The sequence below is a fragment of the Sinisalibacter lacisalsi genome (assembly GCF_014640115.1).
GTDB classification, from domain to species: domain Bacteria; phylum Pseudomonadota; class Alphaproteobacteria; order Rhodobacterales; family Rhodobacteraceae; genus Sinisalibacter; species Sinisalibacter lacisalsi.
In genome coordinates, this window is sequence record NZ_BMGI01000001.1 from 554,092 (window position 1) to 578,953 (window position 24,862).

Annotated in this window: 23 protein-coding genes; 17 read left to right on the top strand and 6 right to left on the bottom strand. The window is 65.5% G+C overall.

Annotated elements, in window-relative coordinates; genetic code table 11:
- Window positions 1-35: 35 nt before the first annotated feature.
- Window positions 36-1,964 (bottom strand): metallophosphoesterase, encoded by a 1,929-nt coding sequence (locus IEW01_RS02755; RefSeq protein WP_188526065.1) that lies wholly within the window; start codon window positions 1,962-1,964, stop codon window positions 36-38.
- Window positions 1,965-2,171: 207 nt separating this feature from the next.
- On the opposite strand from IEW01_RS02755, the gene nudC reads away from it, so the two are divergent.
- Both nudC and IEW01_RS02765 read left to right on the top strand, forming a co-directional pair.
- Complete coding sequence (gene nudC, locus IEW01_RS02760; RefSeq protein ID WP_188526066.1) at window positions 2,172-3,137, top strand: NAD(+) diphosphatase; 966 nt, start codon at window positions 2,172-2,174, stop codon at window positions 3,135-3,137.
- 45 nt (window positions 3,138-3,182) lie between these two features.
- On the top strand, window positions 3,183-3,653 hold the full coding sequence (locus tag IEW01_RS02765) for an SRPBCC family protein (protein ID WP_188526067.1): 471 nt from the start codon (window positions 3,183-3,185) through the stop codon (window positions 3,651-3,653).
- A 3-nt stretch (window positions 3,654-3,656) separates the two neighbouring features.
- Here the strand turns inward: IEW01_RS02765 and IEW01_RS02770 are convergent, their stop codons facing one another.
- On the bottom strand, window positions 3,657-4,502 hold the full coding sequence (locus tag IEW01_RS02770; RefSeq protein WP_188526068.1) for a prephenate dehydratase: 846 nt from the start codon (window positions 4,500-4,502) through the stop codon (window positions 3,657-3,659).
- A 152-nt stretch (window positions 4,503-4,654) separates the two neighbouring features.
- Here IEW01_RS02770 and IEW01_RS02775 point away from each other — a divergent pair, with 152 nt between their 5' ends.
- From IEW01_RS02775 to IEW01_RS02795, 5 genes are all read left to right on the top strand, one after another.
- Entirely contained in the window at window positions 4,655-5,197 is a 543-nt protein-coding gene (locus IEW01_RS02775; protein ID WP_229738019.1) for a c-type cytochrome, read from the top strand.
- 185 nt (window positions 5,198-5,382) lie between these two features.
- Complete coding sequence (locus IEW01_RS02780; RefSeq protein ID WP_188526069.1) at window positions 5,383-7,284, top strand: extracellular solute-binding protein; 1,902 nt, start codon at window positions 5,383-5,385, stop codon at window positions 7,282-7,284.
- Window positions 7,285-7,317: 33 nt separating this feature from the next.
- Entirely contained in the window at window positions 7,318-8,472 is a 1,155-nt protein-coding gene (locus IEW01_RS02785; protein ID WP_188526070.1) for a microcin C ABC transporter permease YejB, read from the top strand.
- Between the two features lie 79 nt (window positions 8,473-8,551).
- Window positions 8,552-9,658 carry an ABC transporter permease gene (locus IEW01_RS02790; RefSeq protein WP_188526071.1) on the top strand — a complete coding sequence of 369 codons (1,107 nt, stop codon included), beginning with the start codon at window positions 8,552-8,554 and terminating at the stop codon, window positions 9,656-9,658.
- A complete protein-coding gene (locus tag IEW01_RS02795; protein ID WP_188526072.1) occupies window positions 9,655-11,262 on the top strand; it encodes an ABC transporter ATP-binding protein in 1,608 nt (535 codons plus the stop codon). Before IEW01_RS02790 ends, IEW01_RS02795 begins: the two co-directional genes overlap by 4 nt.
- 44 nt (window positions 11,263-11,306) lie before the next feature.
- Here the strand turns inward: IEW01_RS02795 and rsgA are convergent, their stop codons facing one another.
- Together rsgA and IEW01_RS02805 are read right to left on the bottom strand one after the other, a co-directional pair.
- Window positions 11,307-12,341: a ribosome small subunit-dependent GTPase A gene (rsgA, locus tag IEW01_RS02800; protein ID WP_229738020.1), complete on the bottom strand. Its 1,035-nt coding sequence runs from the start codon at window positions 12,339-12,341 to the stop codon at window positions 11,307-11,309.
- 153 nt (window positions 12,342-12,494) lie between these two features.
- The gene (locus IEW01_RS02805) at window positions 12,495-14,168 is read right to left on the bottom strand and encodes an acyl-CoA dehydrogenase family protein (protein ID WP_229738021.1); all 1,674 of its coding nucleotides are present in this window, start codon (window positions 14,166-14,168) and stop codon (window positions 12,495-12,497) included.
- A gap of 171 nt (window positions 14,169-14,339) precedes the next feature.
- On the opposite strand from IEW01_RS02805, the gene IEW01_RS02810 reads away from it, so the two are divergent.
- Together IEW01_RS02810 and IEW01_RS02815 are read left to right on the top strand one after the other, a co-directional pair.
- Window positions 14,340-15,110: a sulfite exporter TauE/SafE family protein gene (locus IEW01_RS02810; RefSeq protein WP_188526075.1), complete on the top strand. Its 771-nt coding sequence runs from the start codon at window positions 14,340-14,342 to the stop codon at window positions 15,108-15,110.
- A 32-nt stretch (window positions 15,111-15,142) separates the two neighbouring features.
- A complete protein-coding gene (locus IEW01_RS02815; RefSeq protein ID WP_188526076.1) occupies window positions 15,143-15,412 on the top strand; it encodes a hypothetical protein in 270 nt (89 codons plus the stop codon).
- Between the two features lie 74 nt (window positions 15,413-15,486).
- Here IEW01_RS02815 and IEW01_RS02820 read toward each other — a convergent pair whose 3' ends face one another.
- The gene (locus tag IEW01_RS02820; protein ID WP_188526077.1) at window positions 15,487-17,085 is read right to left on the bottom strand and encodes a phosphoenolpyruvate carboxykinase; all 1,599 of its coding nucleotides are present in this window, start codon (window positions 17,083-17,085) and stop codon (window positions 15,487-15,489) included.
- A gap of 348 nt (window positions 17,086-17,433) precedes the next feature.
- Here IEW01_RS02820 and IEW01_RS02825 point away from each other — a divergent pair, with 348 nt between their 5' ends.
- The 7 genes from IEW01_RS02825 to IEW01_RS02855 all read left to right on the top strand — a co-directional run bounded on the left by IEW01_RS02825 (window position 17,434) and on the right by IEW01_RS02855 (window position 22,797).
- Entirely contained in the window at window positions 17,434-18,135 is a 702-nt protein-coding gene (locus tag IEW01_RS02825; RefSeq protein WP_188526078.1) for a response regulator transcription factor, read from the top strand.
- A 26-nt stretch (window positions 18,136-18,161) separates the two neighbouring features.
- Window positions 18,162-19,877, top strand: a complete 1,716-nt coding sequence (locus IEW01_RS02830; RefSeq protein WP_229738022.1) for a sensor histidine kinase — start codon at window positions 18,162-18,164, stop codon at window positions 19,875-19,877.
- 68 nt (window positions 19,878-19,945) lie between these two features.
- A complete protein-coding gene (locus tag IEW01_RS02835) occupies window positions 19,946-20,320 on the top strand; it encodes an HPr kinase/phosphorylase (RefSeq protein WP_308418940.1) in 375 nt (124 codons plus the stop codon).
- A complete protein-coding gene (gene rapZ, locus IEW01_RS02840; RefSeq protein ID WP_188526079.1) occupies window positions 20,313-21,257 on the top strand; it encodes an RNase adapter RapZ in 945 nt (314 codons plus the stop codon). Before IEW01_RS02835 ends, rapZ begins: the two co-directional genes overlap by 8 nt.
- Window positions 21,254-21,637, top strand: a complete 384-nt coding sequence (locus tag IEW01_RS02845) for a PTS sugar transporter subunit IIA (protein ID WP_188526080.1) — start codon at window positions 21,254-21,256, stop codon at window positions 21,635-21,637. Before rapZ ends, IEW01_RS02845 begins: the two co-directional genes overlap by 4 nt.
- 18 nt (window positions 21,638-21,655) lie before the next feature.
- Window positions 21,656-21,934, top strand: coding sequence for an HPr family phosphocarrier protein (locus IEW01_RS02850; protein WP_188526081.1), 279 nt, complete (start codon window positions 21,656-21,658; stop codon window positions 21,932-21,934).
- Between the two features lie 8 nt (window positions 21,935-21,942).
- Window positions 21,943-22,797, top strand: coding sequence for a lysophospholipid acyltransferase family protein (locus IEW01_RS02855; protein ID WP_188526082.1), 855 nt, complete (start codon window positions 21,943-21,945; stop codon window positions 22,795-22,797).
- A gap of 121 nt (window positions 22,798-22,918) precedes the next feature.
- Here IEW01_RS02855 and IEW01_RS02860 read toward each other — a convergent pair whose 3' ends face one another.
- Window positions 22,919-23,794, bottom strand: a complete 876-nt coding sequence (locus tag IEW01_RS02860) for a 3-hydroxybutyryl-CoA dehydrogenase (protein ID WP_188526083.1) — start codon at window positions 23,792-23,794, stop codon at window positions 22,919-22,921.
- A 178-nt stretch (window positions 23,795-23,972) separates the two neighbouring features.
- Here IEW01_RS02860 and IEW01_RS02865 point away from each other — a divergent pair, with 178 nt between their 5' ends.
- Window positions 23,973-24,800, top strand: a complete 828-nt coding sequence (locus IEW01_RS02865) for a DUF6473 family protein (RefSeq protein WP_188526084.1) — start codon at window positions 23,973-23,975, stop codon at window positions 24,798-24,800.
- The last annotated feature ends 62 nt before the right edge of the window (window positions 24,801-24,862 follow it).

The following is a 24,862-nucleotide window of genomic DNA, read 5'->3' on the forward strand; positions in this document are numbered from 1 at the left end:
GGCCGCATATAGGCAAGTGGGCCCGGCGATGCAAGTCAGAGCACGACATGGAAAGCCTGGAAACCGCTATCGGAGATCTCGCCGGGGGTTATCCCGTTCGCGCCGGATTCGTCCAGCACCGCGACGGCCCTTGGCGATGACCGAACCGTGGCCCGCGCGCCCGGCACCGGCCGGAAGCGCCAGCGCGCCATCGGGTCGGCGTCGTAGGTGCCGTTGGCGGCGAGGTAGTCGGCGATCAGGTTACGCACCCGGATCGCCACGTCGAAAACCTGGCCATCGCCCGCCGGCAGCGGGTAGTTGCCGCCGCCGGTGACGCGATAGTCATTGGTGAGCAGAAGAACCTGCGTGTCCGCCCCGACGGGGGCACCGCCTATCCGCGGCTCCCGGATGCGCGAGGCCCGCGGATCGAGCAAGGTTCCGAAGGGGTCATAGCGTGGCGGGGCGGCAAGATCGATCTGGTAATCGCAGCCGGCAACGCTCTCGAAGGCATAGGCCGGTGTTTTCGGGGTAACCAGCGGCTGGTCGCCGCCCCCCGGCAAGATGGTGTTGAACACGCTCGCCGCGCGCTCGAGCCAGTCGAGCAGGCCGGTGCCCGAAAGGCACAAGGCGCAGAGATTGTTTGGATGGCCGTAAAGGTCGGTCAATCCCTCGGCCGAGATCGGACCGGGCGGAATATCGGTGAAATAGCCCGGTCCGGCGAGGCCGCCGGCCTTGAACGGAGAGGTGGAGGCGACGAGGGGCAGGCTGCCGGAGGCGATCCCGTCGAGCTGCGTTGCACCATACCAGAGCATGGCGCGATGGACGAGATCCAGCGCCGGGGCGGGGGCCGCTGTGGCGAAGTAGCTGTGCAGACGGCGGCGGGTGTTGCCAACGGCTCGGCGGGTGCGTCGAGTGATCGCGGCGCGCACCGGCGAGAGGATCTTGAGGATTTCGGGGTCGGGCGAGACCGTTGGCCGCACCGCTCCGGTGAGCGGGTCGCGACGGGCGACGGCACGGGCGACGCTGCGTGCGTCCGACAAGCTCCAGCCGCCGGTTGGCGAGGGGCGGAGCGTGAGGTCGATCACCCCGAGATGCGACCCCCAGAAGCCCGGGGCGACAACCGGGATGCCATGGATCATCCCGGCGCGCGCGTCGACCGACGGCGGCCATGTGCCCGCGTCGGTGGGGAAAACCTGGTGCGCGTGCCCGGCAATGATGGCGTCGATCCCCGGCACGGCGGCGAGCGGCACCACGGCGTTTTCCATCTCGTCCTCGGCCACCTCCCCGGCGATGCCGGAATGCGCCATGACCACGACCAGGTCGGCCCCGAGCGCGCGCAACTGGGGCACCATCGTGCGCGCAGTGGTCACGATATCCCGGGTTTCGGCGCGGAACGGCCCGTTGTGCAGCCCGGTGACGGAACGCGGCGGCAACATGCCGAGCAGGCCGATCTTCAGGCTGTGCGGATCGCCGGACCGATCGGTCACATTGCGCTCCAACAGGGCGAAAGGAAGCGTGAAGGGCATCGGCCGCGGACCGCCGGAACCGGTTGTCGGCAGCAGCGAAATGTTCGACGCGACAACGGTGAACGGGGCATTGCGCAGGACCTGGCCGAGAAATTCCACGCCGTGGTCGAAATCGTGGTTGCCGAGCGTCATCGCGTCGTAGCCGAGCGCGCGCATGGCGGCTACGATCGGGTGCAGCCCGCGCGGCTCGCGCCGTCCATCGAGCACGTTGTGGGTGATCGCCTCGGCCATGGTGCTGCCGTGGAGGAAATCGCCGTTGTCGAGCAGGATCGTGTTGGCCGCTTCTTTCCGGGCGCTGCGGATCAGCGTCGCGGTGTGGGCGAGCCCGGTGGTGGCGGCGAGGGGGTCGGCGTCGTGATTGAAGGCGAGCAGGTGCATGTGCACGTCGCTCGTCGCCATGATCCGAAGATCGAGCTGGCGCGCCCCGGTTGCCGTGATGCTCGCAGCGGGTTGATCCATTCCCCGCACCCTTTCCCATTGTCCCCGGGTATTCCCGGTGGGCCCGCAGTCTTTTGACGGTCGCGCATCTATGCGGGCGCGCCGATCCTAGCGCACAACCTTGAGGCGAGCAAGGCACTGCCGACGCCCCGTTGCCGGGAGATCTGTTTGACAGCCAGGCACCGCTGGAAGACACCAGCCTCGGCAAAGGGTTGCGGGAGAAGCGCGGTGAAGGTGGCGGAACGGGTCATTCTGGCAGGCGGCGGGCTGGACCGTCAGGCGCACCGGCGGGCGCGGGCGAACGAGATCGCCGGCGACCCCGAGGCGCAGGTGGTGCCGTTCTGGCGCGGTCGGCCGTTGCTGACGGGCGGCGGCGAGATCGCCGGGCTTGCGCCGCAGCACGGCCTTCTGGCTGCGCACGGCGGTGTGCGGGTGTTTCTCGGTTCGGCCGCCGGCATCGCCACCTTCGCGCAGGATGTGTCTGGCTGGGCGCCGACGGAGGGCGCCGTCCTGCCCGAGCCCGGCCCCGGTTTCGCCGCCGAGGATATCTTCCCCGGGTCACTTTCGGACTTGCCGGATGATGCCCGGCTGGCCGAGTTGCGCGGTCTCATCGCCCGGATGCCGCCGCTCGACGCCGAGATCGCCGCGAGCGGGCGGGGCATCCTCGAATGGCACCGAACGCACGGCTTCTGCGCCAGTTGCGGCAACCCTTCCGAGGTGATCGACGGCGGCTGGCGGCGTCAGTGCCCGTCCTGCGGGCGCGCGCATTTTCCGCGCACCGACCCGGTTGTGATCATGCTGGTGACTCGCGGCAACGCGCTCCTGGTCGGCCGCTCACCGGGCTGGCCGGAGGGGTTCTACTCGTTGCTCGCGGGGTTCATGGAGCCGGGTGAAACCGTGGCCGGGGCGGTGCGCCGCGAGGTGGCGGAGGAAACCGGCGTGGCGGTGGGCGAGGTGCGCATGCTGGCCAGCCAGCCATGGCCCTTCCCGGCGTCGCTGATGATCGGCTGCGCGGCCGAAGCAATCAGCACCGATATCACGCTTGATCCGGTGGAACTGGAAGACGCGCTGTGGATCTCGCGCGAAGACCTCCTCGCGGTTTTCGCGGGCACTCACCCGCGCATCGGCCCGCCGCGCGAAGGGGCGATCGCGCATTTCCTGATGAAGATGTGGCTTGCGGACCGGATGGATTGAGGTGACACTTCGCCCGTTCCACGAGCAGACAAAAACGGGCCGGCAATGAAGCTTTCCACGCGCGAAGATCTCGACGCACCGATCGAAACGGTTTTCGGGCAATTGTCGGATTTTGACGGTTTCGAACGCGCGGTGCTGCGGCGCGGCGCGGAGGTGGTGCGCACCGATGACTTGGCCGTGCCCGGCGTGGGCATGTCCTGGCATACCGAGTTCAAATACCGCGACAGGCAGCGCAAACTCGATATCGAACTGACCGAATACGAAGCGCCCGAGCGGATGCGGATCAATGCCACGTCGAAAGCGGTCGATATCGTTGTCGAGATCGACCTCGTCGCGATGTCGCGCAGCCGTACGCGGATGAACCTTTCGCTCGATGCCCGTCCGCGCACGATCCCCGCGCGGCTTGTGATCCAGTCGCTCAAGCTTGCCCGTCAGAACGTGCTGAAGCGGTTCCGCAAGCGGGTGGGCGAGTTCGCAGCGGAAATCGAGGCGCGCGCGAAGGCCGAGGTTTCCTGAACGTCAGACGCCCTTTTGGTGACGGCGCGGATCGGCGGGGTAGACCCCGAGAATATCGAGATTGTTGGTGAAATAATCCAACTCCTCGAGCGCGAGTTGCACCGGACGGTCGTCGGGGTGGCCCTCGATATCGGCGTAGAAGCGGGTGGCGGTGAACGAACCGTCGATCATGTAGCTCTCAAGCTTGGTCATGTTCACGCCGTTGGTGGCGAAGCCGCCCATCGCCTTGTAGAGCGCGGCCGGGATGTTGCGCACCTCGAATACGAATGTCGTCATCATCCCGTCGTTGCCGCGCCGGGTGAGGTCGAGTTCGGGGCCCATGATCACGAAGCGGGTGGTGTTGTGGCCATGGTCTTCGATATCGCGCGCCAGCACGTCGAGGCCGTAGATTTCCGCCGCCAGGGTCGAGGCGAGCACCCCTTCACCGGGCGGACGGTTGCGGGCGAGGTCGGCGGCGGCGCCGGCACTGTCGGCGGCGGCGTGGCCGGTGATCCCGTGCAATTTCAGAAAGCGCGCCGACTGCGGCAGCAGCACGAGGTGCGCGCGCACCGTCTTGACCTGTTCAAGCCGGGTGCCGGGCAGGCCGAGCAGGCTGATGCGGACACGCAGGAACGCCTCGTCGAGAATGTGCAGCCCGCTCTCGGGCAACAGGCGGTGAATATCGGCCACGCGCCCATAGGTCGAGTTTTCCACGGGCAGCATCGCGAGGTCGGCGGTTCCGTCGCGCACCGCCGCTATCGCGTCCTCGAAGGTATCGCAGGGCAGCGCCTCCATGCCGGGGCGTGCCTCGTGGCAAGCCTGGTGGGAGTAGGCGCCCGGCTCTCCCTGAAAGGCGATTTTTCCGCTCATATTCTCGTGTTCTCCCCGGATTTGCGCGCGTCTGGCTAGCGATTGCATGCACAAACGACAGCCAAGGCATTTCGTCGCGCCTCATATCGCTTGAAACGTGGCAATGGAAGCGGATAGAAGGCGTGGGACTCAGGGAACGTACGGACCGCGACATGTTGAACACAAATAACTTGATCAAGCTGGGCGCCAGTGCCGCCGGCGCGCTTCTCATCATGCTTTTCGCCAACTGGGGCGCAAGCGCGCTCTACAAGGTGGCCCAGGACGAGGCCCACGGCGACGAGGAGCATGCGGTCGTGCGCGGCTTCAACATCGCGCCCGACATGGGCGATGAAGTCGAAGCCGAGGAAGAAGAAGTGGTCCTCGCCTTTGCCGACGTCTACGCCGAGGCCGATCCAGGCAAGGGCGAGCGGGTGTTCGGCAAGTGCCGGGCCTGCCACAAGCTCGAAGAAGGCGCCCACGCCACGGGGCCGGCGCTCTACGGCATCGTCGGGCACGAGGTCGCGGCGATGGACGGCTTCTCCTATTCCGATGCCCTCCTCGCCATGCAGGGCAACGTCTGGACGCCGGAAGAACTCAACGCCTGGCTTGAAGATCCGCGCGCCTATGCGCCGGGCAACAAGATGACCTTCGCCGGTCTCAACAAGGTCGAGGACCGGGCCAACCTGATCGCCTATCTCGCCACCATCGGCGGGTGATCGGGCCAAAAATAGGTTCAAGGTTTGGCGGCCGTCCCAGAAGGGGCGGCCGTTTTCTTTTTGCCCGCCCGCAGGCGCTCACGAAAGTGTTCACGAATTCTCGCCTTGAGCCGGACCATGGCGCGCTTTAGCGTGAAGGCTGACCAAGCCGGCGATGCCGCGCCTTTTTTGACGGAGGATACCCGATGAAGCGACAGATCGCCCCCGCCCGTGCAGAGGCTCGCCACGCGGCCCCGCTCGGCGCCCTCACCAGCCTTTTCGCAGCGGCGGTGCTTGCACTCGCGGCCTCGACGATGGCGGCGCGGAGCGCGGAAACGGTCACCTCCCACGCCTTTTCCTACTTCGGAACGCCGAAATACGGCGCCGACTTTGCCCATCTGGATTATGTGAACCCCGATGCCCCGAAGGGGGGCGAGATCGCGCTTTGGGCGATGGGCACCTTCGACAGCTTCAATCCCTACAGCCGCAAGGGCGTGTCGGGCTGGGGCGCCTCGATCAACATCGAGCGGCTGATGACCTCCACCGCCGACGAGATCGGCACCAGCTACTGCCTGATCTGCGAAACGCTGGAATACCCCGAGGATCACGGCTGGGTCACCTTCACTCTGCGTCCCGAGGCGGCCTTTGCCGATGGCTCGCCGGTCACCGCTGAAGACGTGGTGTTCACCCACGAATTGTTCATGGAGCAGGGCCTGCCGAGCTACCGCGAAGGCGTTTCCCGGATCATCGAGAAAATCGAAGCGCTCGACGCGCGCACCGTCAAGTTCACCTTCGTCGAAGACAGCACCAAGCGCGACCGGATCGGCCAGGCCGGCGCGACCCCGGTGATGTCGAAGGCATGGTTCGAGGAAAACGGCGCCCGGCTGGACGAAAGCCGCCTCGAAATGGCGCTGGGCACCGGCGCGTACATGCTCGACAGCTACGAGGTGAATCAGCGGATCGTCTATCGCCGCAACCCGGATTACTGGGCGACCGACCTGCCGATCATGAAGGGGCGCAACAATTTCGGCAGCATCCGCGTGGAATATTTCGCCGACAGCGATGCCGCCTTCGAGGCGTTCAAGGCCGGTGCCTATACCTTCCGCATCGAGAACAGCTCGAAGCAATGGGCCACGGGCTACGATTTCGACGCGGCGAAGAACGGCGAAGTGGTGACAGCGGAGCTTCCCGATGGCCAGCAGGCTTCCGGCCAGGCCTTCGTCTTCAACCTGCGGCGTGAGAAATTCCAGGATATCCGCGTGCGCGAGGCGATTTCGCGGATGTTCAACTTCGAGTGGTCGAACGACACGCTGTTCTACGGCCTCTATGCCCGGGTCAACGGGTTCGCCACCAACAGTTACAACGAGGCCACCGGCCTGCCCTCGCCCGAGGAGCTGGCCATTCTTGAGCCGCTGGCCGATATCCTGCCCGAGGGCGTGCTGACCGAGGAGGTGGTGATGCCGCCGGTATCCGGCGCGCGCCAGCTTGACCGCGCGCAACTGCGCGCCGCCTCGGCGCTGCTGGCCGAGGCCGGCTGGGAAGTGGGCGAAGACGGGCTGCGCCGCAACGCTGCGGGCGAGGTGCTGTCGGTCGAGTTCCTAGAGTATTCGCCATCGTTCGACCGGGTGATCCAGCCCTTCGTGGCGAACCTGAAATCGCTGGGCGTGGACGCAAAGCTGAACCGGGTCGACACCGCGCAATACATCGAGCGTTCGCGCAGCTTCGACTTCGACATCATGACCGACCATCTTTCGATCGGCTACGAGGCCGGATCGGGGCTGGAACAGGCCTTCGGCTCGCGCGAGGCCGAGTACAGCCTGTTCAACCCGGCCGGCATCGCGCATCCCGCGGTGGACGCGATCATCAAGGTCGCCGCCAATGCCGAGTCCCGCGACGAGATGGTTGCCGGAATGAAGGCGCTCGACCGCACCCTGCGTGCGCTGAAGTTCGTCGTGCCGCAATGGTTCAAGGACAAGCACACCGTGGCCTATTACGACATGTTCGAGCATCCCGGCACGATCCCGCCCTATGATCTCGGCTATCTCGATTTCTGGTGGTTCAACGAAGAAAAACACGCGGCGCTGAAGGCGTCCGGCGCGCTGCGCTGATCCGAGGCAGGCCGCAGGCAGGACAGGAGCGAGATGGGCGCCTATATCCTTCGGCGAGTGTTGCTGATCATCCCGACGCTGATCGGGATCATGATCATCAACTTCTCGCTGACCCAGTTCGTCCCCGGTGGGCCGATCGAGCAGATCATCGCCCAGATGGAGGGCGAGGGCGACGTGTTCGAGGCGATCTCCGGCGGCGGCTCGGAGGCGTCCGACAACGCCGGAGGTGGCGACGATCGCTATCTCGGCGCGCGTGGACTGCCTCAGGATTTTCTCGACAGCCTCGAAATCGAGATGGGCTTCGCCCGCGTCGTCTGCGGGCCCGAGCATGAAGGCCCGCCCGACCTCGCCGATGAAGCCTGTTTCAAGGAAGACATCCCCGCGCTCGAACGCTTCCTCAACATGATGTGGCGCTACATGCGGCTCGATTTCGGGCAGAGCTATTTTCGCTCCATCGGCGTTTTCGAACTGATCGCCGAGAAGCTCCCGGTGTCGATCACCCTGGGGCTCTGGTCGACGCTCATCGCCTATATCGTCTCGATCCCGCTCGGCATCAGGAAGGCAGTGCGTGACGGCACACGGTTCGACACCTTCACCTCCGGCCTGATCATCGTGGCCTATGCCATTCCGGGCTTTCTTTTCGCCATCCTTCTGCTCGTGCTCTTCGCCGGCGGGAGTTACTGGCAGATCTTCCCGCTGAGGGGGCTGACCTCCGATAACTGGGAAGAGCTGAGCCTGGTCGGCAAGGTGCTCGACTACTTCTGGCACATCGCCCTGCCGGTCACGGCCTCGACGATCGCCAGCTTCGCCACCCTCACGCTGCTGACGAAGAATTCCTTCCTCGACGAGATCAAGAAGCAATACGTGATTACCGCGCGGGCCAAGGGGCTCTCGGAAGCGCGGGTGCTCTATGGCCACGTCTTCCGCAACGCGATGCTGATCGTGATTTCCGGGTTCCCGGCGCTGTTCATCGGCGTGTTCTTCGGTGGCTCGCTGATCATCGAGACGATCTTTTCGCTCGACGGTCTGGGTCGGCTGGGGTTCGAGGCGGCGGTGGCGCGCGATTACCCGATCATCTTCGGCACGCTTTTCGTCTTCGGCCTCGTCGGGCTGTTCGTCGGCATCCTGTCGGACCTGATGTATGTGTTCATCGATCCGCGCATCGACTTCGAGCGGCGGGAGGGATGATGAGCAGACCGCACGCCAATCCCTCGCGAATGCTGCGGGCCCGCGCGTCCGCCCGCGTTTTCGCCGCTGAGGCCCGGCCATGACGCTCTCGCCGCTGAACCAGCGCCGCTGGCGCAACTTCCGCCGCAACCGGCGCGCCTTCTGGTCGCTGGTGATCTTCGCGGTGATGTTCGGCATCACGCTGTTCGCCGAGTTCATCGCCAACGACAAGCCGATCCTCGTGCGCTACGCCGGCGACTATTACACGCCGGTCTTCAGTTTCTATCCCGAGACGGAGTTCGGCGGCGATTTCCGCACCGAGGCGGTTTACGGCGATATCGAGGTGCAATGCCTGATCGTCAGCCAGGGCAACCAGAGCTGCTTCGATGATCCCGAGGGCGTGATCGAAGACGCGCAGGATGGCATCGTCGGAGGCGTCGAGATCGACAAGGGCTGGCTGCTCTGGCCGATCATTCCCTACAGCTACGACACGATCAACGACATCGGCGGCCCCGCGCCCTCACCGCCCGACAGCCGGCATTGGCTGGGCACCGACGACACCGCCCGCGACGTGCTGGCGCGGGTGATCCACGGCTTTCGCCTCTCGGTGCTGTTCACCCTGATCGTGACGGTGCTGACCTCGCTGATCGGCATCGCCGCGGGCGCGATCCAGGGCTATTTCGGTGGCTGGATCGACCTCATCTTCCAGCGATTGCTCGAAATCTGGGGCTCCACGCCCTCGCTCTACGTCATCATCATCCTGTTCGCCATCCTGGGGCGAAGTTTCTGGCTATTGGTCTTCGTCACCGTCCTGTTCGGCTGGCCTGCGCTTGTGGGCGTGGTGCGGGCCGAGTTCCTGCGGGCGCGCAACTTCGAATACGTGCGCGCGGCCAAGGCGCTGGGGGTGTCCAACCGGGTCATCATGTTCCGCCACATGCTGCCCAACGCGATGGTGGCCACGCTCACCATGCTGCCCTTCATCATCACCGGCACCATCGGCACGCTCGCGGCGCTCGACTTTCTGGGCTACGGCCTGCCGTCCTCGTCGCCCAGCCTTGGCGAATTGACCCGGCAGGCCAAGCAGAACCTCCAGGCCCCGTGGCTCGCCTTCACCGCCTTCTTCACCTTCACCGTGCTGCTCTCGCTCCTCGTCTTCATCTTCGAGGGTGTGCGCGATGCCTTCGATCCGCGAAAGACGTTCCAATGAAGGTGCTCGAAGTCACGGATCTGAACGTGTCGTTCCGCCAGGACGGGCGGGAACAGCCCGCGGTGAAGGGGGTGAGCTTTCACATCGAGAAGGGCGAGACCGTGGCCCTGGTGGGCGAATCCGGCTCGGGCAAGTCGGTGACGGCGCTTTCCACCGTGTCGCTGCTGCCCGACAGCGCCACCGTGACCGGCTCGATCCGCTACGAAGGGCGCGAGCTCGTCGGCGCGCCGGAGGCCCAGCTGCGCGCGGCCCGCGGCAACGACGTGAGCTTCATCTTCCAGGAGCCGATGACCTCGCTCAACCCGTTGCACACGATCGAGAAACAGCTCAGCGAAACCATCCTGCTGCACCAGGGGCTGAAGGGGACGGCGGTGCGCACCCGCATTCTCGAACTGCTCGAAAAGGTGGGCATTCCGAACCCCGAGGAGCGGCTGAACGCCTATCCGCACCAGCTTTCCGGTGGCCAGCGCCAGCGCGTGATGATCGCCATGGCGCTTTCGAACAGCCCCGACCTGCTGATCGCGGACGAACCCACCACGGCGCTCGACGTGACCATCCAGGCGCAGATCCTCGATCTTCTCGCCGACCTCAAGGCCGCCGAGGGGATGAGCCTTTTGTTCATCACCCACGACCTCGCGATCGTGCGCAAGTTTGCCGATCGGGTGTGCGTGATGAAGGATGGTGAGATCGTCGAGACAGGCCCGACGGCGGAGATCTTCAACAACCCGCGCCACCCCTATACCCGGATGCTGATTTCCGCCGAGGCGACCGGCCGGCCAGACCCGGTGCCCGATGGCGCGGACGAGATCGCGCGGGCGGAAAACCTGCGGATCTGGTTTCCGATCACCAAGGGGCTCCTCAGGCGCACCGTGGGGCACATCAAGGCGGTGAACGCCGCGAGCTTTTCGGTGCGTGCGGGCGAAACGGTGGGGATCGTCGGCGAATCGGGGTCGGGCAAGACCACGCTCGCTCTGGCGGTGATGCGGCTGATCGGGTCGCAGGGCCCGGTGGTGTTCCTGGGGCAGAATATCCAGGGTCTGAGCCCGCGGGAGTTGCGCAGCATCAGGCGCGACATGCAGATCGTGTTCCAGGACCCTTACGGTTCACTCTCGCCCCGGATGACCGCGGAGGAGATCATCGCCGAGGGGCTCGGTGTGCACGGGGTCCAGCCCGGCCGCAACCGGCGCGAGATGGTCGCCGAGATCATGGCGGAGGTGGGGCTCGACCCGGAAGCGATGCACCGCTATCCGCACGAGTTTTCCGGCGGCCAGCGCCAGCGCATCGCGATCGCGCGGGCCATGATCCTGCGCCCGCGCCTGCTGGTGCTCGACGAGCCGACATCGGCGCTGGACATGACGGTTCAGGTGCAGATCGTCGAGCTTCTGCGCACGCTGCAACGCCGCCACGGGCTGGCCTACCTGTTCATCAGCCACGATCTCAAGGTGGTGCGGGCGCTGGCGCACAAGGTGTTGGTGATGAAGTCCGGCGACATCGTAGAGACGGGCACCGCCGACGAGATCTTCGACGCCCCGCAAACCGAATACACCCGGGCGCTCATGGCGGCGGCCTTCGATCTGGAGGCCGTGGAGGGCGCCGCGATGTGACGGGATTGGGCAGCGGTGCCCGGGTGGGGCAACCGGGGCCGCCGTCAGCGTCGCTTGATCTTCTTCACCTGCTTCACCACCCGCCCGAAAACACGATTGCGGGCATGCGCTTCGGCGGCGCTCTCGGAATTGCGCGCGTCCTCGCGTTTGAGCTTGTGCCAACGCTCGAGCCGGTCGCGGGAGAGCTCGCCGCGCGCGATCGCGTCCTTGACGGCGCAGCCCGGCTCGCTCTCGTGCGCGCAGTCGGAAAACCGGCAGGCAGCGGCCAGTTCGGCGATGTCTTCGAAAACCGTGTCGATGCCGCGGCTGGTGCCGGCCAGCTGCAACTCGCGCATGCCCGGCGTGTCGATCAGCCAGCCACCGGTCGCGAGCGCGTGGAATTCCCGCGCCGTGGTGGTGTGGCGGCCCTTCGCGTCGTCTTCCCGAATGTCCTGGGTGGCGATCTGCGCGCCGGTCAAGGTGCTCGCGAGGGTGGATTTTCCCACCCCGGACGAGCCGAGCAGGGCCACGGTTTGGCCCGGGCCGCACCAGTCGGCAAGCTCTGCCGCCACCCCCGGATCGCGGGCATCGAGCACGACGACGGCAACGGTGGGCGCGATGGCGCGCAGGGTGTCGAGGTAGGGCGCGGGATCGTCGCAGAGATCGGCCTTGGTCAGCACGAGAACCGGCGTCACGTCGCCTTCGTAGGCCATGGCGAGGTAGCGTTCGAGCCGGGCCGGGTTGAAATCGGCGTTGAGCGACGTGGTGATGAACAGGGTATCGACGTTCGCTGCGATCAGCTGGTCGCGCGCCTCGATCCCGGCGGCGCGGCGGTGCAGCAGGCTCTTGCGGTCGAGTATCCGGGCAACGTGGCTTCGCGCCGGGTCGATCAACACCCAGTCGCCCACCGCCACCTCGCCGGTGGAGAGGCCGGGCGGAAGCCGGAGGCTCACGGTTCCGGTTTCGGCGATGGCATCAAGGCGGTCGCGGTGCACGGCGGTGACGCGCGCAGGCTCCAGCACGCCGATTTCGTCGACCTCGATCTGGCGCAGGAAGTCGGCCGACCAGCCGAGAGATTTCAGATCATGGGATTTGGTCAAGGAAACATCCTCGTGGGAACCACGGTAAGCACCCCTGTTCGGGTGCCGGGCAAGGACGCTCATTGCGCCCCACGGGTTCAAAGGACAATCATCAAGTCTCCATTGCTGGAGAAAAGTCTAGCATGGATGATGGTCGCGGGGAAGCCGGCGTCCTCAGCCCAGCAGACGCCGCGCGATGACCTGGGCCTGGATCTCCGCCGCCCCCTCGAAGATGTTGAGGATGCGTGCGTCGCAGAGGATGCGGCTGATCTGGTATTCCAGGGCAAAGCCGTTGCCGCCGTGGATCTGCAGCGCGTTGTCGGCCGCCGCCCAGGCCACGCGGGCGCCGAGCAGCTTGGCCATGCCTGCCTCGAGATCGCAGCGCCTGTCGTGGTCCTTTTCCCATGCCGAAAAATAGGTGAGCTGGCGCGCCACCATGATTTCCACCGCCATCATCGCCAGCTTGCCCGCGACCCGGGGGAAGGCGATCAGGGGCTTGCCGAACTGCTTGCGGTCCTGCGCGTATTGCAGCCCCACTTCGAGCGCGTTCTGGGCCACGCCGACGGCGCGGGCGGCGGTCTGGATGCGGGCCGCCTCGAAGGTTTTCATCAGCTGCTTGAAGCCCTGACCCTCGACGCCGCCGAGCAGGTTTTCGGCCGGCACCTTGAAGCCGTCGAAACCAAGCTCGTATTCCTTCATGCCGCGGTAGCCGAGCACCTCGATCTCGCCGCCGGTCATGCCGGGGGTGGGGAAGGGATCGTCGTCGGTCCCCGGAGTTTTCTCGGCGAGGAACATGCTCAGGCCCCGGTGATCGGTCGAGGCCGGATCGGTGCGGGCGAGCAGGGTCATCACGCTGGCGCGGGCGGCGTGGGTGATCCACGTTTTGTTGCCGGTGACGGTGTAGTCGTCGCCCTCTCGCGTCGCGCGGGTGCGCAAGCTGCCAAGGTCAGACCCGGTGTTGGGTTCGGTGAACACGGCGGTGGGCAGCACCTCCGCCGCGGCGATCTTCGGCAGCCAGTGCTCTTTCTGGTCGTCGGTGCCGCCTGCGAGGATCAACTCGGCGGCGATCTCGGAGCGGGTGCCAAGGCTGCCGACGCCGATGTAGCCGCGCGAAAGTTCTTCGGAAACCACTACCATCGAGGCTTTCGACATGCTTAGCCCGCCGAATTCCTCGGGGATCGTGAGGCCGAACACGCCCATCTCGGCCAGTTCCTCGATGATCTCCATCGGGATCAGCTCGTCCTTGAGGTGCCACTCGTGGGCGTGGGGCGCCACCTTGTCTTCGGCGTAGCGGCGGAACTGCTCGCGGATCATCTCCAGCTCGTCGTCGAGGCCGGTGGCGCCGAAGGTGGCGTGGCCCGCGTTGTCCTGCATCAGGGCCACGAGCCGGGCGCGGGCGGCGGGCGTGTTGCCGGACCCGGTCAGCGTCATCACCGCGTCCGACATCAGCACGCGCTGGTCGTCCTGGGTAAGAAACATGTCTTGCAGGCGGGCGATCTCGCCCTGGCTCATCGGGATCCCGCCGTAGATCTGCCAGAGGTATTCGCCGAAGGCGATCTGGTGGATCAGTGCCTCCATCTCGCCGAACCTGCCCTCTGCCGAAAGCCGTTCCGCCCAGCCCTGCATCTGACGCAGCGCCTCGACATAGGTGGCGAGCCAGGCCAGCGCGTGGGCGGCGGTCTGGTGTGCCTCCAGCTGCGCGGCCGAGACCTTGCCATTCTCGCTCACGGCATCGCGCACACGCTCTGTTGCGGTCGCCAGCACTTCCTCGGCCGGGGCGATGGCGGCGCCGGTGAGGCCGAGCAGATCGTCGAGAAGAGGGCTTTGCATGTGCGCGTCCTTGGGCATGGGGATCTCCCTTGAATCGGTCCCGGAAGAAATAGGTATTTTGCAGGTGCAGCGCAACATTAATTCGCAACTGCAGAAAAAATGGACTGAAAGTGTCGCGGGTGTTTTGACGTGCGTGCGGAGGCTCAAGCCGATACAAGCTGTCGAAAAAACGGGAAGCGAGGCGGGGATATGAGCGGTCTACTGGTGGAATTGCCGCTCGAGATCCTGCTCGTCGCGGCAGCGATCTCGGCGTTCGCAGGCTTCGTGAAGGGTGCGGTGGGCTTTGCCCTGCCGATGATCATGATCTCGGGGCTGGGCTCGATCCTGCCAGCGGAGATTGCGCTTGCGGCGCTGATCCTGCCCACGCTGGTGTCCAACCTGTTCCAGAGCCTGCGCGGTGGCTGGCGGCTGGCCTGGGCGGTGGTGCGGCGGTTCTGGCTGTTTCTCGTCATGATGCTGGTATTCCTTGCCTCGGCGGCGCAACTGGTGGCGCTGGTGCCGCAGAACCTGCTGTTTCTCGTAATCGGCGTGCCGATCGTGCTCTTCGCGCTGACCCAGCTCATGGGCTGGCGGCTGCACCTGCGGCCCGAGACCCGGGTGCGCGATGAGCTTCTGTTCGGCGGCGTCGCCGGGTTCATCGGCGGCATGTCGGGCGTCTGGGGGCCGCCGCTCGTGGCTTACCTCGTCGCCATCGACGAGGAAAAACGCGAGACGATCCGCATCCAGGGCGTGGTGTTCGGGCTTGGCGCGGTGATGCTGGCGGCCGCGCACCTGCGCTCCGGCGTGCTCGATGCTGCCACCCTGCCGCTTTCCGCCGCGGCCGTTGTGCCGGTTCTCGCCGGGCTCTGGATCGGCACCCGCCTGCACGACCGGATGCCGCAGCAGACCTTCCGCCGCGCCATGCTCGTGGTGCTCATCCTCGCCGGGTTGAACCTTGTCCGGCGCGGGCTGATGGGGTGAAACGCGCTCAGAGGCTCGCGAGATAGCTGGCGATGGCCCTTGATCTGGTCGGCGTCGAGATCGAACGCCGGCATCATCTCGAAGCTCTGCGTGGCGTTGGACACCGTCGAGGCCGGCAGGCCGCGAATGTCACCCGCCTCGCCCTCGGTTGCGGTGGGGCCGTGGCAGTCGAAGCAAAACTCATCGTAGAGCGCCGCGCCGGTGGCCAGAATGTCGTCTTCGGCCGTGGCGGTCAGGGGCAGCACAAACAGGCAGGCGGCAAGGGCATGTTTCATGCCGGCAAGGCTGACAGGATTCCGTGAAACGACCGTGACACCGCAAACGAAAGCGCCCCGGCGGTTGGGCCGGGGCGCGGGGTCTTCGGGTTCTGATGCGATCAGCCCAGCTTAATCGCCTTCACGTCGTCGTCGACGAAGTCGATGTATTGCTCGAAGTTCTCGGCGAACATCTTCACCAGCTTCGTCGCCTGTTCGTCATAGGCGGCATGATCGTTCCAGGTGCGGCGCGGATCGAGCAGCACATCGGGCACATCCTGCACATGCATCGGCACCTCGAATCCGAAGTTCGGATCTTTCCGGTATTCGACATCGGAGAGCGACCCGTCGAGCGCGGCCGCGAGCAGGGTGCGGGTTTCCTTGATCGGCATCCGCTCGCCTTCGCCGTAGGGGCCGCCGGTCCAGCCGGTGTTGACGAGCCAGCAGGTCGCGCCATGCTTGGCGATCTTGTCGCGCAGCAGGTTGCCGTAGACTTCCGGGCGGCGCGGCATGAAGGGGGCGCCGAAACACGTGGAAAACGTCGGCTCGGGATGCACGACGCCACGCTCGGTGCCGGCCACCTTCGAGGTGAAGCCCGACAGGAAGTGATACATCGCCTGCGCCGGCGTCAGCCGCGCGATCGGAGGCAGCACGCCGAACGCGTCGGAGGTGAGCATGATGATATTCTTCGGATGCCCCCCCAGCGCCGTTTCGGACGCGTTGGAGATGTAGTGCAGCGGGTAGGCGCAACGCATGTTGGGGGTGAGGCTGTCGTCGGCGAAATCGAGATCGAGCGTGTCTTCGTCCCAGACCATGTTTTCCACCACGGTGCTGAACATCGAGGTGGTCGCGAAGATCTCGGGTTCGGCCACGGGCGAGAGGTTGATCGTCTTGGCGTAGCAGCCGCCCTCGAAGTTGAAGGTGCCCTTTTCCGACCAGCCGTGCTCGTCGTCACCGATCAGAACCCGGCTCGGATCAGCCGAGAGCGTCGTCTTGCCGGTGCCCGAAAGGCCGAAGAACACCGCGGTGTCGACCGGGTTGTTCGGCGCGTGGTTGGCCGAGCAATGCATCGCCATCACGTCTTTGCCGGGCAGGATGTAGTTGAGCAGGGTGAATACGGATTTCTTGTTCTCGCCAGCGTATTCGGTGCCGCCGATCAGGATCAGCTTGCGCGTGAAGTTCAGCGCGATCACGGTTTCCGAGCGGCAGCCGTGGCGGGCCGGGTCGGCCTTGAAACTGGGGCAGTTGATGATGGTGAACTCGGGGGCGAAACTGTCGAGTTCCTCGCGCTCGGGGCGGCGCAGCATGTGGCGGATGAACAGGGCGTGCCAGGCCAGTTCGGTGATCATGCGCACGTCGAGCCGGTGGGCGGGATCGGCGCCGCCGAAGAGGTCTTCGACGAAGTAGTCCTTGCCCTTCATGTGTTCGAGCATGTCGGCGTAGAGAACGTCGAATGCGGCCGGGTCCATCGGCTTGTTGTTCTCCCACCAGATCGTGTCTTCCACGTCCGGGGTGCGGACGACGAACTTGTCCTTGGGCGAACGGCCGGTGTGGGTTCCTGTCGAAACCATGATCGCGCCGCCCTTGCCGATGTGGCCCTCGCCGCGCTGGACGGCCTGCTCCACCAGCTGCGGTTCGATCAGGTTGTAAAAGACGTGTCCAAGCCCTTCGATGCCTTGGTCTTCCAGTCGGTGTGCCGGGTTCACCCGTCCTGTGCTCATCTGATGCTCCTGTTGCCGGCAACCGCCGGGGATCGAGATTGTCGAAGACGTGCGAGGGGCCAAACCCGCACTATGCCGCTGCCCGGAAGGCCGAAGCCGCTGCACGGCTCGCTATAACATGCGGGTTTTGCAAAGGAACAGGCGTGTTCGGCGGCGTTAGCGCTAGCCAGACGGTGTTTGCGCAATCATGCTTCGCGCGGGAAAATGCCTTAGCCATTTTTTCGCCTTTTGTGGTGCGTAATTGACTCACCCGCGGCTTTGATTCGCCGTGTATATTGATTTTGCGGGAGAAAGCGGATTCTATTGGCGGAAAACAGGCAAAAAAATGAGCAGTAGAGGATACCTCACATGTCGAGGATTGCATTGGTCGATGACGACAGGAATATCCTGACGTCCGTCTCCATGACTCTCGAAGCCGAGGGCTTCGAGGTTGAAACCTACAACGATGGTCAGGCCGCGCTTGATGCGTTCAACAAGCGCCTGCCCGATATGGCGGTGTTCGATATCAAGATGCCGCGGATGGACGGGATGGACCTGCTCCAGCGCGTCCGCCAGAAAACCAACATGCCGGTGATCTTTCTCACCTCCAAGGATGACGAGATCGACGAGGTGCTCGGCCTGCGCATGGGCGCCGACGATTACGTCAAGAAGCCGTTCAGCCAGCGCCTGCTCGTCGAACGCATCCGCGCGCTGCTGCGCCGGCAGGATGCGATCGAGGGTGTCGCCATTCCGGACACCGAGGAAAACAAGGTCATGGTGCGCGGCAACCTGACCATGGACCCGCTCCGCCACGCGGTAAGCTGGAAGGGCAAGGACGTGTCGCTCACGGTGACCGAATTCCTGCTCCTGCAGGCACTGGCGCAGCGTCCGGGCTTCGTGAAGAGCCGCGACCAGTTGATGGATGTGGCCTATGACGATCAGGTCTATGTCGACGACCGCACCATCGACAGCCACATCAAGCGCCTGCGCAAGAAGATGCGGATGGCCGATGACGAGTTCTCCGCGATCGAAACGCTCTATGGTATCGGCTATCGGTACAACGAGGAATAGGCGCGGAGGCGAGGGTTCGCCCAGAGGTGAAAGTGGTGCGTGACACGAAGGCATCTGCCGGCAACACCGAAGTGGTGTTGGGAGAAGACTGGGTCTCGCCCCAGTCTTCCGTCGATGCCGAGTTGCGCGAAAGGCGCAAGCGGCGTGGCTGGATCACCGCGAATCGGTCACCGCTGGCCCGCAAGATCATCATCTTCAATATCCTCGGGCTGGTCGTGCTCGTGGGCGGATTGCTCTATCTCAACCCGTTCCGCGAAAGCCTGATGTTCCAGCGCGAGCGGAGCCTGGTGACTTCGGCCGAACTGGTGGCCGATGTGTTCGAGGCGCGCCAGCTTGGCGCGGAGCCCGGCGACGGGCTGACGCGGGAGCGGGTGGCGGAGATCCTGCCGCTCGTCAACCTGCGCGACGGCGGCAACCTTCTTGTCTTCGACCTCGAAGGCGCCCTGCTCGGCGATACCCTGGGGGCCGGCGTGGCGGACCCGCTCCCCGTGGTCGGGCTTGAGGGGGAACTGGGCACCACCATCATCAGCGATGGCCTGAGCCGTGCCTGGGAAGCGCTGTCGAACCTCATCTCGGCCAACAACGAAAGCGCGGCAGCGCAGCTCGACGCCGAGCGGGTGGCGCGGGCGCTGCTCGGTGATGCCCTCGCGGGGCGCACGCGCATCGCCAGCAGCCGCGATGGTTCGGGCCAGAGCACCTTCTTTGTCACCACGCCTATCCTCGTGGGTGGCGAGGTTTCTGGCGTTGTGGCGATGGTCAGCGAGGGCAGCGTCATCGATGCGCTGGTGCGTTCCGAGCGCGAGCAGATCCTGCAGGTCTTCGTGCTCGCCATCCTCGTTTCGATCGGATTGAGCCTGTTGCTCGCCTCCACCATCGCCAACCCGCTGTCAGATCTCGCCTCCGCCGCCGAGATCGGCCGCGACCGCAACTCGCGCAAGGCCAATCCCGGCCGCGTGCGAATCCCCGATCTTTCCGCCCGGCCCGACGAGATCGGCCGGCTCTCCAAGGCGCTGCGCGGCATGGTCGCGGCGCTTTACGACCGGATCGACGCCAATGAGCAGTTCGCCGCAGACGTGGCGCACGAGATCAAGAATCCGCTGGCCAGCCTGCGCTCGGCCATCGGCTCGCTCCGGTTCGTCAAGAAGGATGAGCAGCGCGACAAGCTGCTGGACGTGATCGAGCACGACGTGCGCCGCCTCGACCGGCTGGTGAGCGACATCTCCAACGCCTCGCGGCTCGACAGCGAGCTGGTGAAGGAGGAAGAAGAGCAATTCGACCTGCTCAAGATGCTGCGCAACCTCGCTGACTACCTCGGCAACGAGGCGCACCAGAAGGGCGTGGATTTCATCACCGACCTGCCCGGCGAGCCGATCATCATCAACGGGCTCGAGGCGCGGCTGGCGCAGGTTTTCGTCAACCTCATCACCAACGCCACCTCGTTCTGCGATGAAGGCGACGCGATCCGCGTCTGGGCGCGGCAGCGCGAGAACCGGGTGCTGGTGGTGGTCGAAGACACCGGCCCGGGGATTCCCGAAGAGGCGCTGACCAAGATCTTCAACCGCTTCTACAGCCAGCGACCGGAAAACCAGTTCGGCAACAATTCCGGCCTCGGCCTCGCGATTTCCAAGCAGATCGTCGAGGCCCATGGCGGCGTGATCTGGGCCGAGAACATCCGCCCGACCGACGCCGACATCACCTCCGAACCCCTCGGCGCGCGCTTCGTCGTGGGCCTGCCGGTTTGACCGCGCCGCAAAGCAGTCACGCCCCGGAAACCCGCCACGCGACGACGGTTGCGATCGAGGGGGCGGGGGTGTTGATCATTGGCCCCTCCGGCAGCGGCAAATCGGGCCTCGCGCTGGGTTTGATGGCGCACGGGGCCGAACTGGTCGCCGATGACCGGACCCGGCTCGAACTGCGCGAGGGATGGCCCTGGGCGCTGGCACCCGAGCGCCTCGCCGGGGTGATCGAGGCGCGTGGCGTCGGGCTGGTGCGGGCGCCATTCCTCCGGTCTGCGCCGCTCGGGCTCGTGGTCGACATGGGCGCGGCGGAGACCGCCAGGCTTCCCGAGCCGCTGGAGGAAACCGTGCTCGGCGTTGCCGTGACGAAAATCCGAAGGGTTGACGGCCCCCATTTCACCGGTGCCATAGTCGCGCTTCTGAAAGGCGGGCTCTGGCGTGATGCGTGAAGATTCGAAGACGGCGACAGGCGAAACGGCCGAACGGCGCGCGACGCAGCACGTGGTGCTCGTCACCGGCGCTTCGGGCGCGGGGCGATCCACGGCGATCGATGCGCTCGAGGATTTCGGCTACGAGGTGATCGACAACTTGCCGCTCAACCTGATCCCACGGCTGATCTCGGGCGAGCCGCTCGACATGCCGCTGGCGCTGGGGCTGGACGTGCGCACGCGTGATTTCTCCGCCGATGCGCTCGCCGACGCCGTCGATGCGCTTGTCGCCAATCCGATGCTCGAGGTCGACGTCCTGTTTCTCGACTGCCGCGTCGAGGTTCTGGCGCAGCGCTATTCCGAAACCCGCCGCCGCCACCCGTTGGCCGGGGGCGACAGCACGATCCAGGGTATCGAGCGCGAGATCGACCTGCTGGCGCCGATCCGGGCCCGCGCCGACGTGCTGATCGACACGTCCGATCTCTCGGTGCATGACCTCAAGGCCGAGATTCAGCGTTGGCTCGGCATGGAGGAAGGCGAGGCGCTCACCGTGTCGGTGCAGAGCTTTTCCTACAAGCGCGGGGTGCCGCGCGGGCTCGATCTCGTGTTCGACGTGCGGTTCCTGCAGAACCCGCATTGGCAACCCGAGCTCCGGCCGCACACCGGCCTCGATGCGCGCGTGGCGGACCACGTCGCGCAAGATCCGCGCTACCAGGGGTTTCTGTCTCGGATCGTCGATCTGCTGACCTTCCTGCTGCCGGCCTATGCCGCCGAGGGCAAGGCGCATCTCGCGGTCGGCTTCGGCTGCACCGGCGGGCGGCACCGCTCGGTTGCGCTGGCGGAAACCGTCGCCAAGGCCCTTGCGGATAGCGGCTGGCGGGTGTCAATTAGGCACCGGGAACTCGGGGGCTCTGCCGGAGGGGCAGAGACCGGCCAGATCGGGGGAAACAGCACGTGATCGGCATCGTGATCGTCGCCCACGGCGGGCTCGCGGCGGAATATCTCGCCGCGGTCGAGCATGTTGTGGGGCCGCTTGAACAGGTGCGCGCGATCGCCATCGCCGCCGACTACGACCGGACCAAGAAAGCCGCCGAGATCGTTCAGGCCGCCGAAAGCGTCGATACCGGCGACGGGGTGATCGTGGTGGTCGACATGTTCGGTTCCTCTCCATCCAACCTGTCGCTGCCCGCCTGCGCCAAGGCCGACCGCAAGATCCTCTATGGCGCAAATCTGCCGATGCTGGTGAAACTCGCGAAGATGCGTCATGCCGAGGTCGGAGCGGCGACCCGGGCCGCGCTGGCGGCCGGCCGCAAGTATATCGACAGCATCGACGGATAACCGAGTTAGGAGAAACCCATGGCCGAAACGGTGACCCGCCGGTTGAACATCATCAACGACAAGGGGCTTCATGCCCGCGCATCGGCGAAATTCGTCGAGGTCGTCGAGGCGCATGACGCGCATGCGCAGGTGTCGAAGGACGGGATGGAAACCGAGGGCGACTCGATCATGGGCCTGCTGATGCTGGCCGCCGCCTATGGCAGCGTGATCGAGGTTGAGACATCGGGGCCGGAGGCCGCCCGCCTGATGGATGCGCTCGAGGCGCTCGTGGCGGACAAGTTCGGCGAAGAGTCCTGAGGTCCGAGATGGGTATCCGGACCGCAACGGGGGCAACGCCGCACAAATACGACAAGCGCAACCTGACCTATGCCCACAGCTTCGAAAACGGCCTGCAGGCGAGCACGATCCGCGCGATCGAGTGGCTGACCGGAAAGATTTCGATCATCCGCATGGTGCGTGAGTTCGAGCGCCGCGGCGGCGCCGAGGGCCTGGCGTTCTGGCGCGCCGCCCTTGACGTCATGGGGATCGAGATCACCACGCCGGCGGCGCAGTTCGAGCATATTCCCAAGACCGGGCCGGTGGTGGTGGTGGCGAACCATCCGCATGGGCTGGTCGACGGCATGATCATGGCCGAGCTCATCGCCCGGGTGCGTGATGATTTCCAGATCCTCACCCGGGAGGTGCTGACCGGGCTCGACGCGGTGGCCTCCTCCTTCCTGATCCCGGTGCCGTTCCCGCACGACAAGGACGCGCAGAAGAAGAGCGTCGAGATGCGGGCCAGGGCGATGGAACGGCTCAACGCCGGCGGCCTCATCTGCATTTTTCCGTCGGGCGTGGTCGCCAGTTCGAAAACCGCGTTCGGGCCGGTGGAAGAGGCGGAATGGAACGTCTTTACCGCGCAGTTGATACGGCGGTCGGGCGCGGCGGTCGTCCCGATCCATTTCCGGGGGCGCAACTCGCGCTGGTACCAGATCGCCAACCGGCTCTCATCGACCCTGCGACAGGCGCTCCTGCTGCACGAGGTGGTGCACGTCTGCAACCAGCCGCATGGCCCGGTGATCGGTGCGCCGCTGACGCCGGCGCAGTTGGATCGCCTAGCCACCGACCCGCGCGGCTTCATCGCCTGGCTGCGGGCCCACACCCTTTCGCTGCAGGATTGACCCGCGCGAACGGTGCGCCTTCGGCGCGCTCTTTGCGATTTCGTTCAGGCCACGAAAGCCCTGGGGGCGCTGCCCCCAGACCCCCGAGGTATTTCGCGACCCAAGAAGACGGGGCCGGTCGCTAGCGTGTCGGCACCGGTTCATCGCCGCGGTAGTCATAGAAGCCGCGCCCGGTCTTGCGGCCGAGCCAGCCGGCCTCGACGTATTTGGTGAGCAGCGGGCAGGGGCGATATTTGGTGTCGGCCAGCCCGTCGTGGAGCACGTTCATGATCGCGAGGCAGGTGTCGAGTCCGATGAAATCGGCCAGTTCCAGTGGCCCCATCGGGTGATTGGCGCCGAGCTTCATGGATTCGTCGATGGATTTGACCGAGCCGACTCCCTCGTAAAGCGTGTAGACCGCCTCGTTGATCATCGGCATCAGGATGCGGTTGACGATGAAGGCGGGAAAATCCTCCGCCGGGGCGGCGGTCTTGCCGAGGCGGTTCACCACCTCGAGACAGGCGGCGTAGGTGGCCTGGTCGGTGGCGATGCCGCGGATCAGTTCGACCAGCTGCATCACCGGCACCGGGTTCATGAAGTGGAATCCCATGAACTTCTCGGGCCGGTCGGTGCGCGAGGCGAGGCGGGTGATTGATATCGACGAGGTGTTGGAGGTGAGGATCGTTTCGGGCTTGAGATGCGGCAGCAGGTCTTCGAAGATAGCCTGTTTCACGCTTTCGCGCTCGGTCGCGGCCTCGATCACGAGGTCCGCCTGGCCAAGATCGGCGAGCCGGAGCGTGGGCTTGATGCGGGCGAGCGCCTCGTCGCGCTCGGTTGCGGTGATCTTCTCGCGGGAGACCTGGCGGTCGAGGTTCTTCCCGATCGTTGCGAGCGCGCGGTCGATCGCCGCCTGGTCGACGTCGTTGAGGAAAACCTCGTAGCCTGCCAGTGCCATCACGTGGGCGATCCCGTTGCCCATCTGTCCCGCACCGACGACGCCGACCGTTTCTATTGCCATGTTTCGCTCCCTGAGGTTTCGCGGCGACCTTAGGCGCGCGGCGCGCCCGCGTGCAAGCGAAAGGCGCCGGTCCGAGATTGACGAAAGGCCAACCGAACGTCGCGTATTTTCGCCTTAGCCATTTCGCAAGAGTTTGCTGCGACCCTCGTTGCCGGGTGAGAAGAATGGAGTGGGTGGAATGGCCTATGAAGAGCTGGGCAGCAATGCCCTCGAGTATTTCCCGTGTCGCTATGGCAAGTCGAAGCTCCTGTTCAGGGGGCCGAAGCGCAAGCTTGAGGGCGATTATGTCGCCGTGCTCGGGGGAAGTGAAACCTATGGCAGGTTCGTCGAGCGGCCCTATCCGGCGCTGGCCGAGGAATTGCTGGGCCGCAAGGTGGTGAACTTCGGGATCGGCAATGCCGGCCTCGATGTTTTCGCCCAGGATCCGACGATCCGCGACGCCTGTTCGCGGGCAAAGGTGACGGTGATCCAGATCGGCGGGGCGCAGAACATGTCGAACCGGTTCTACGCGGTGCACCCGCGCCGCAACGATCGTTTCCTGCGCGCCTCGACCCTGCTGAAGACGGTTTACCGTGATGTCGATTTCACCGAGTTCAACTTCACGCGTCACCTCCTGACCGCCCTCAAGCGGGAAAGCGCGGAGCGTTTCGCGATGGTGGAGCAGGAACTCAAGGAGGCCTGGACGGCGCGGATGAAAACGCTGGTCTCGGGCATCGAATCCGACGTGGTGCTGTTGTGGTTGTCGGACCATCCGCCGGAGGCATGCGTGACCCGCACAGCCGATGGCGGTGACCCGTTGTTCGTCGACCGGGCCATGCTGCGCGAGGTGTCGGTCTACGCGGCGGGCGTTGTCGAGGTGGTCGTGAGCCGCGACGAGATTACGGCGGGCCGTGAACGGCTGGTGTTCGGGGCCCTCGAGGAGCCGGCCGCGCGCGAGATGCTCGGCACGGTCGCGCATGAAAAGGCGGCGGCGGCGCTGCACTCGGTGCTCGCGCCGCTGCTTTGATGGCCGCGCCGCGACGAAAAAGGCCCGCCGGTCTGGCGGGCCTTTTGCCGTGTTGTCGTGAC

Excerpts from the sequence above, each read along its gene's own strand:
- IEW01_RS02795 (WP_188526072.1), top strand. The coding sequence starts at position 9,655 with ATGAAGGTGCTCGAAGTCACGGATCTGAACGTGTCGTTCCGCCAGGAC.
- IEW01_RS02790 (WP_188526071.1), top strand. The coding sequence starts at position 8,552 with ATGACGCTCTCGCCGCTGAACCAGCGCCGCTGGCGCAACTTCCGCCGC.
- IEW01_RS02785 (WP_188526070.1), top strand. The coding sequence starts at position 7,318 with ATGGGCGCCTATATCCTTCGGCGAGTGTTGCTGATCATCCCGACGCTG.
- IEW01_RS02765 (WP_188526067.1), top strand. The coding sequence starts at position 3,183 with ATGAAGCTTTCCACGCGCGAAGATCTCGACGCACCGATCGAAACGGTT.
- IEW01_RS02820 (WP_188526077.1), bottom strand. The coding sequence starts at position 17,085 with ATGAGCACAGGACGGGTGAACCCGGCACACCGACTGGAAGACCAAGGC.
- IEW01_RS02815 (WP_188526076.1), top strand. The coding sequence starts at position 15,143 with ATGGCCCTTGATCTGGTCGGCGTCGAGATCGAACGCCGGCATCATCTC.
- IEW01_RS02770 (WP_188526068.1), bottom strand. The coding sequence starts at position 4,502 with ATGAGCGGAAAAATCGCCTTTCAGGGAGAGCCGGGCGCCTACTCCCAC.
- IEW01_RS02805 (WP_229738021.1), bottom strand. The coding sequence starts at position 14,168 with ATGCCCAAGGACGCGCACATGCAAAGCCCTCTTCTCGACGATCTGCTC.
- IEW01_RS02865 (WP_188526084.1), top strand. The coding sequence starts at position 23,973 with ATGGCCTATGAAGAGCTGGGCAGCAATGCCCTCGAGTATTTCCCGTGT.
- IEW01_RS02775 (WP_229738019.1), top strand. The coding sequence starts at position 4,655 with ATGTTGAACACAAATAACTTGATCAAGCTGGGCGCCAGTGCCGCCGGC.
- IEW01_RS02780 (WP_188526069.1), top strand. The coding sequence starts at position 5,383 with ATGAAGCGACAGATCGCCCCCGCCCGTGCAGAGGCTCGCCACGCGGCC.
- IEW01_RS02860 (WP_188526083.1), bottom strand. The coding sequence starts at position 23,794 with ATGGCAATAGAAACGGTCGGCGTCGTCGGTGCGGGACAGATGGGCAAC.
- IEW01_RS02755 (WP_188526065.1), bottom strand. The coding sequence starts at position 1,964 with ATGGATCAACCCGCTGCGAGCATCACGGCAACCGGGGCGCGCCAGCTC.
- rapZ (WP_188526079.1), top strand. The coding sequence starts at position 20,313 with ATGCGTGAAGATTCGAAGACGGCGACAGGCGAAACGGCCGAACGGCGC.
- IEW01_RS02810 (WP_188526075.1), top strand. The coding sequence starts at position 14,340 with ATGAGCGGTCTACTGGTGGAATTGCCGCTCGAGATCCTGCTCGTCGCG.
- IEW01_RS02850 (WP_188526081.1), top strand. The coding sequence starts at position 21,656 with ATGGCCGAAACGGTGACCCGCCGGTTGAACATCATCAACGACAAGGGG.
- IEW01_RS02825 (WP_188526078.1), top strand. The coding sequence starts at position 17,434 with ATGTCGAGGATTGCATTGGTCGATGACGACAGGAATATCCTGACGTCC.
- IEW01_RS02855 (WP_188526082.1), top strand. The coding sequence starts at position 21,943 with ATGGGTATCCGGACCGCAACGGGGGCAACGCCGCACAAATACGACAAG.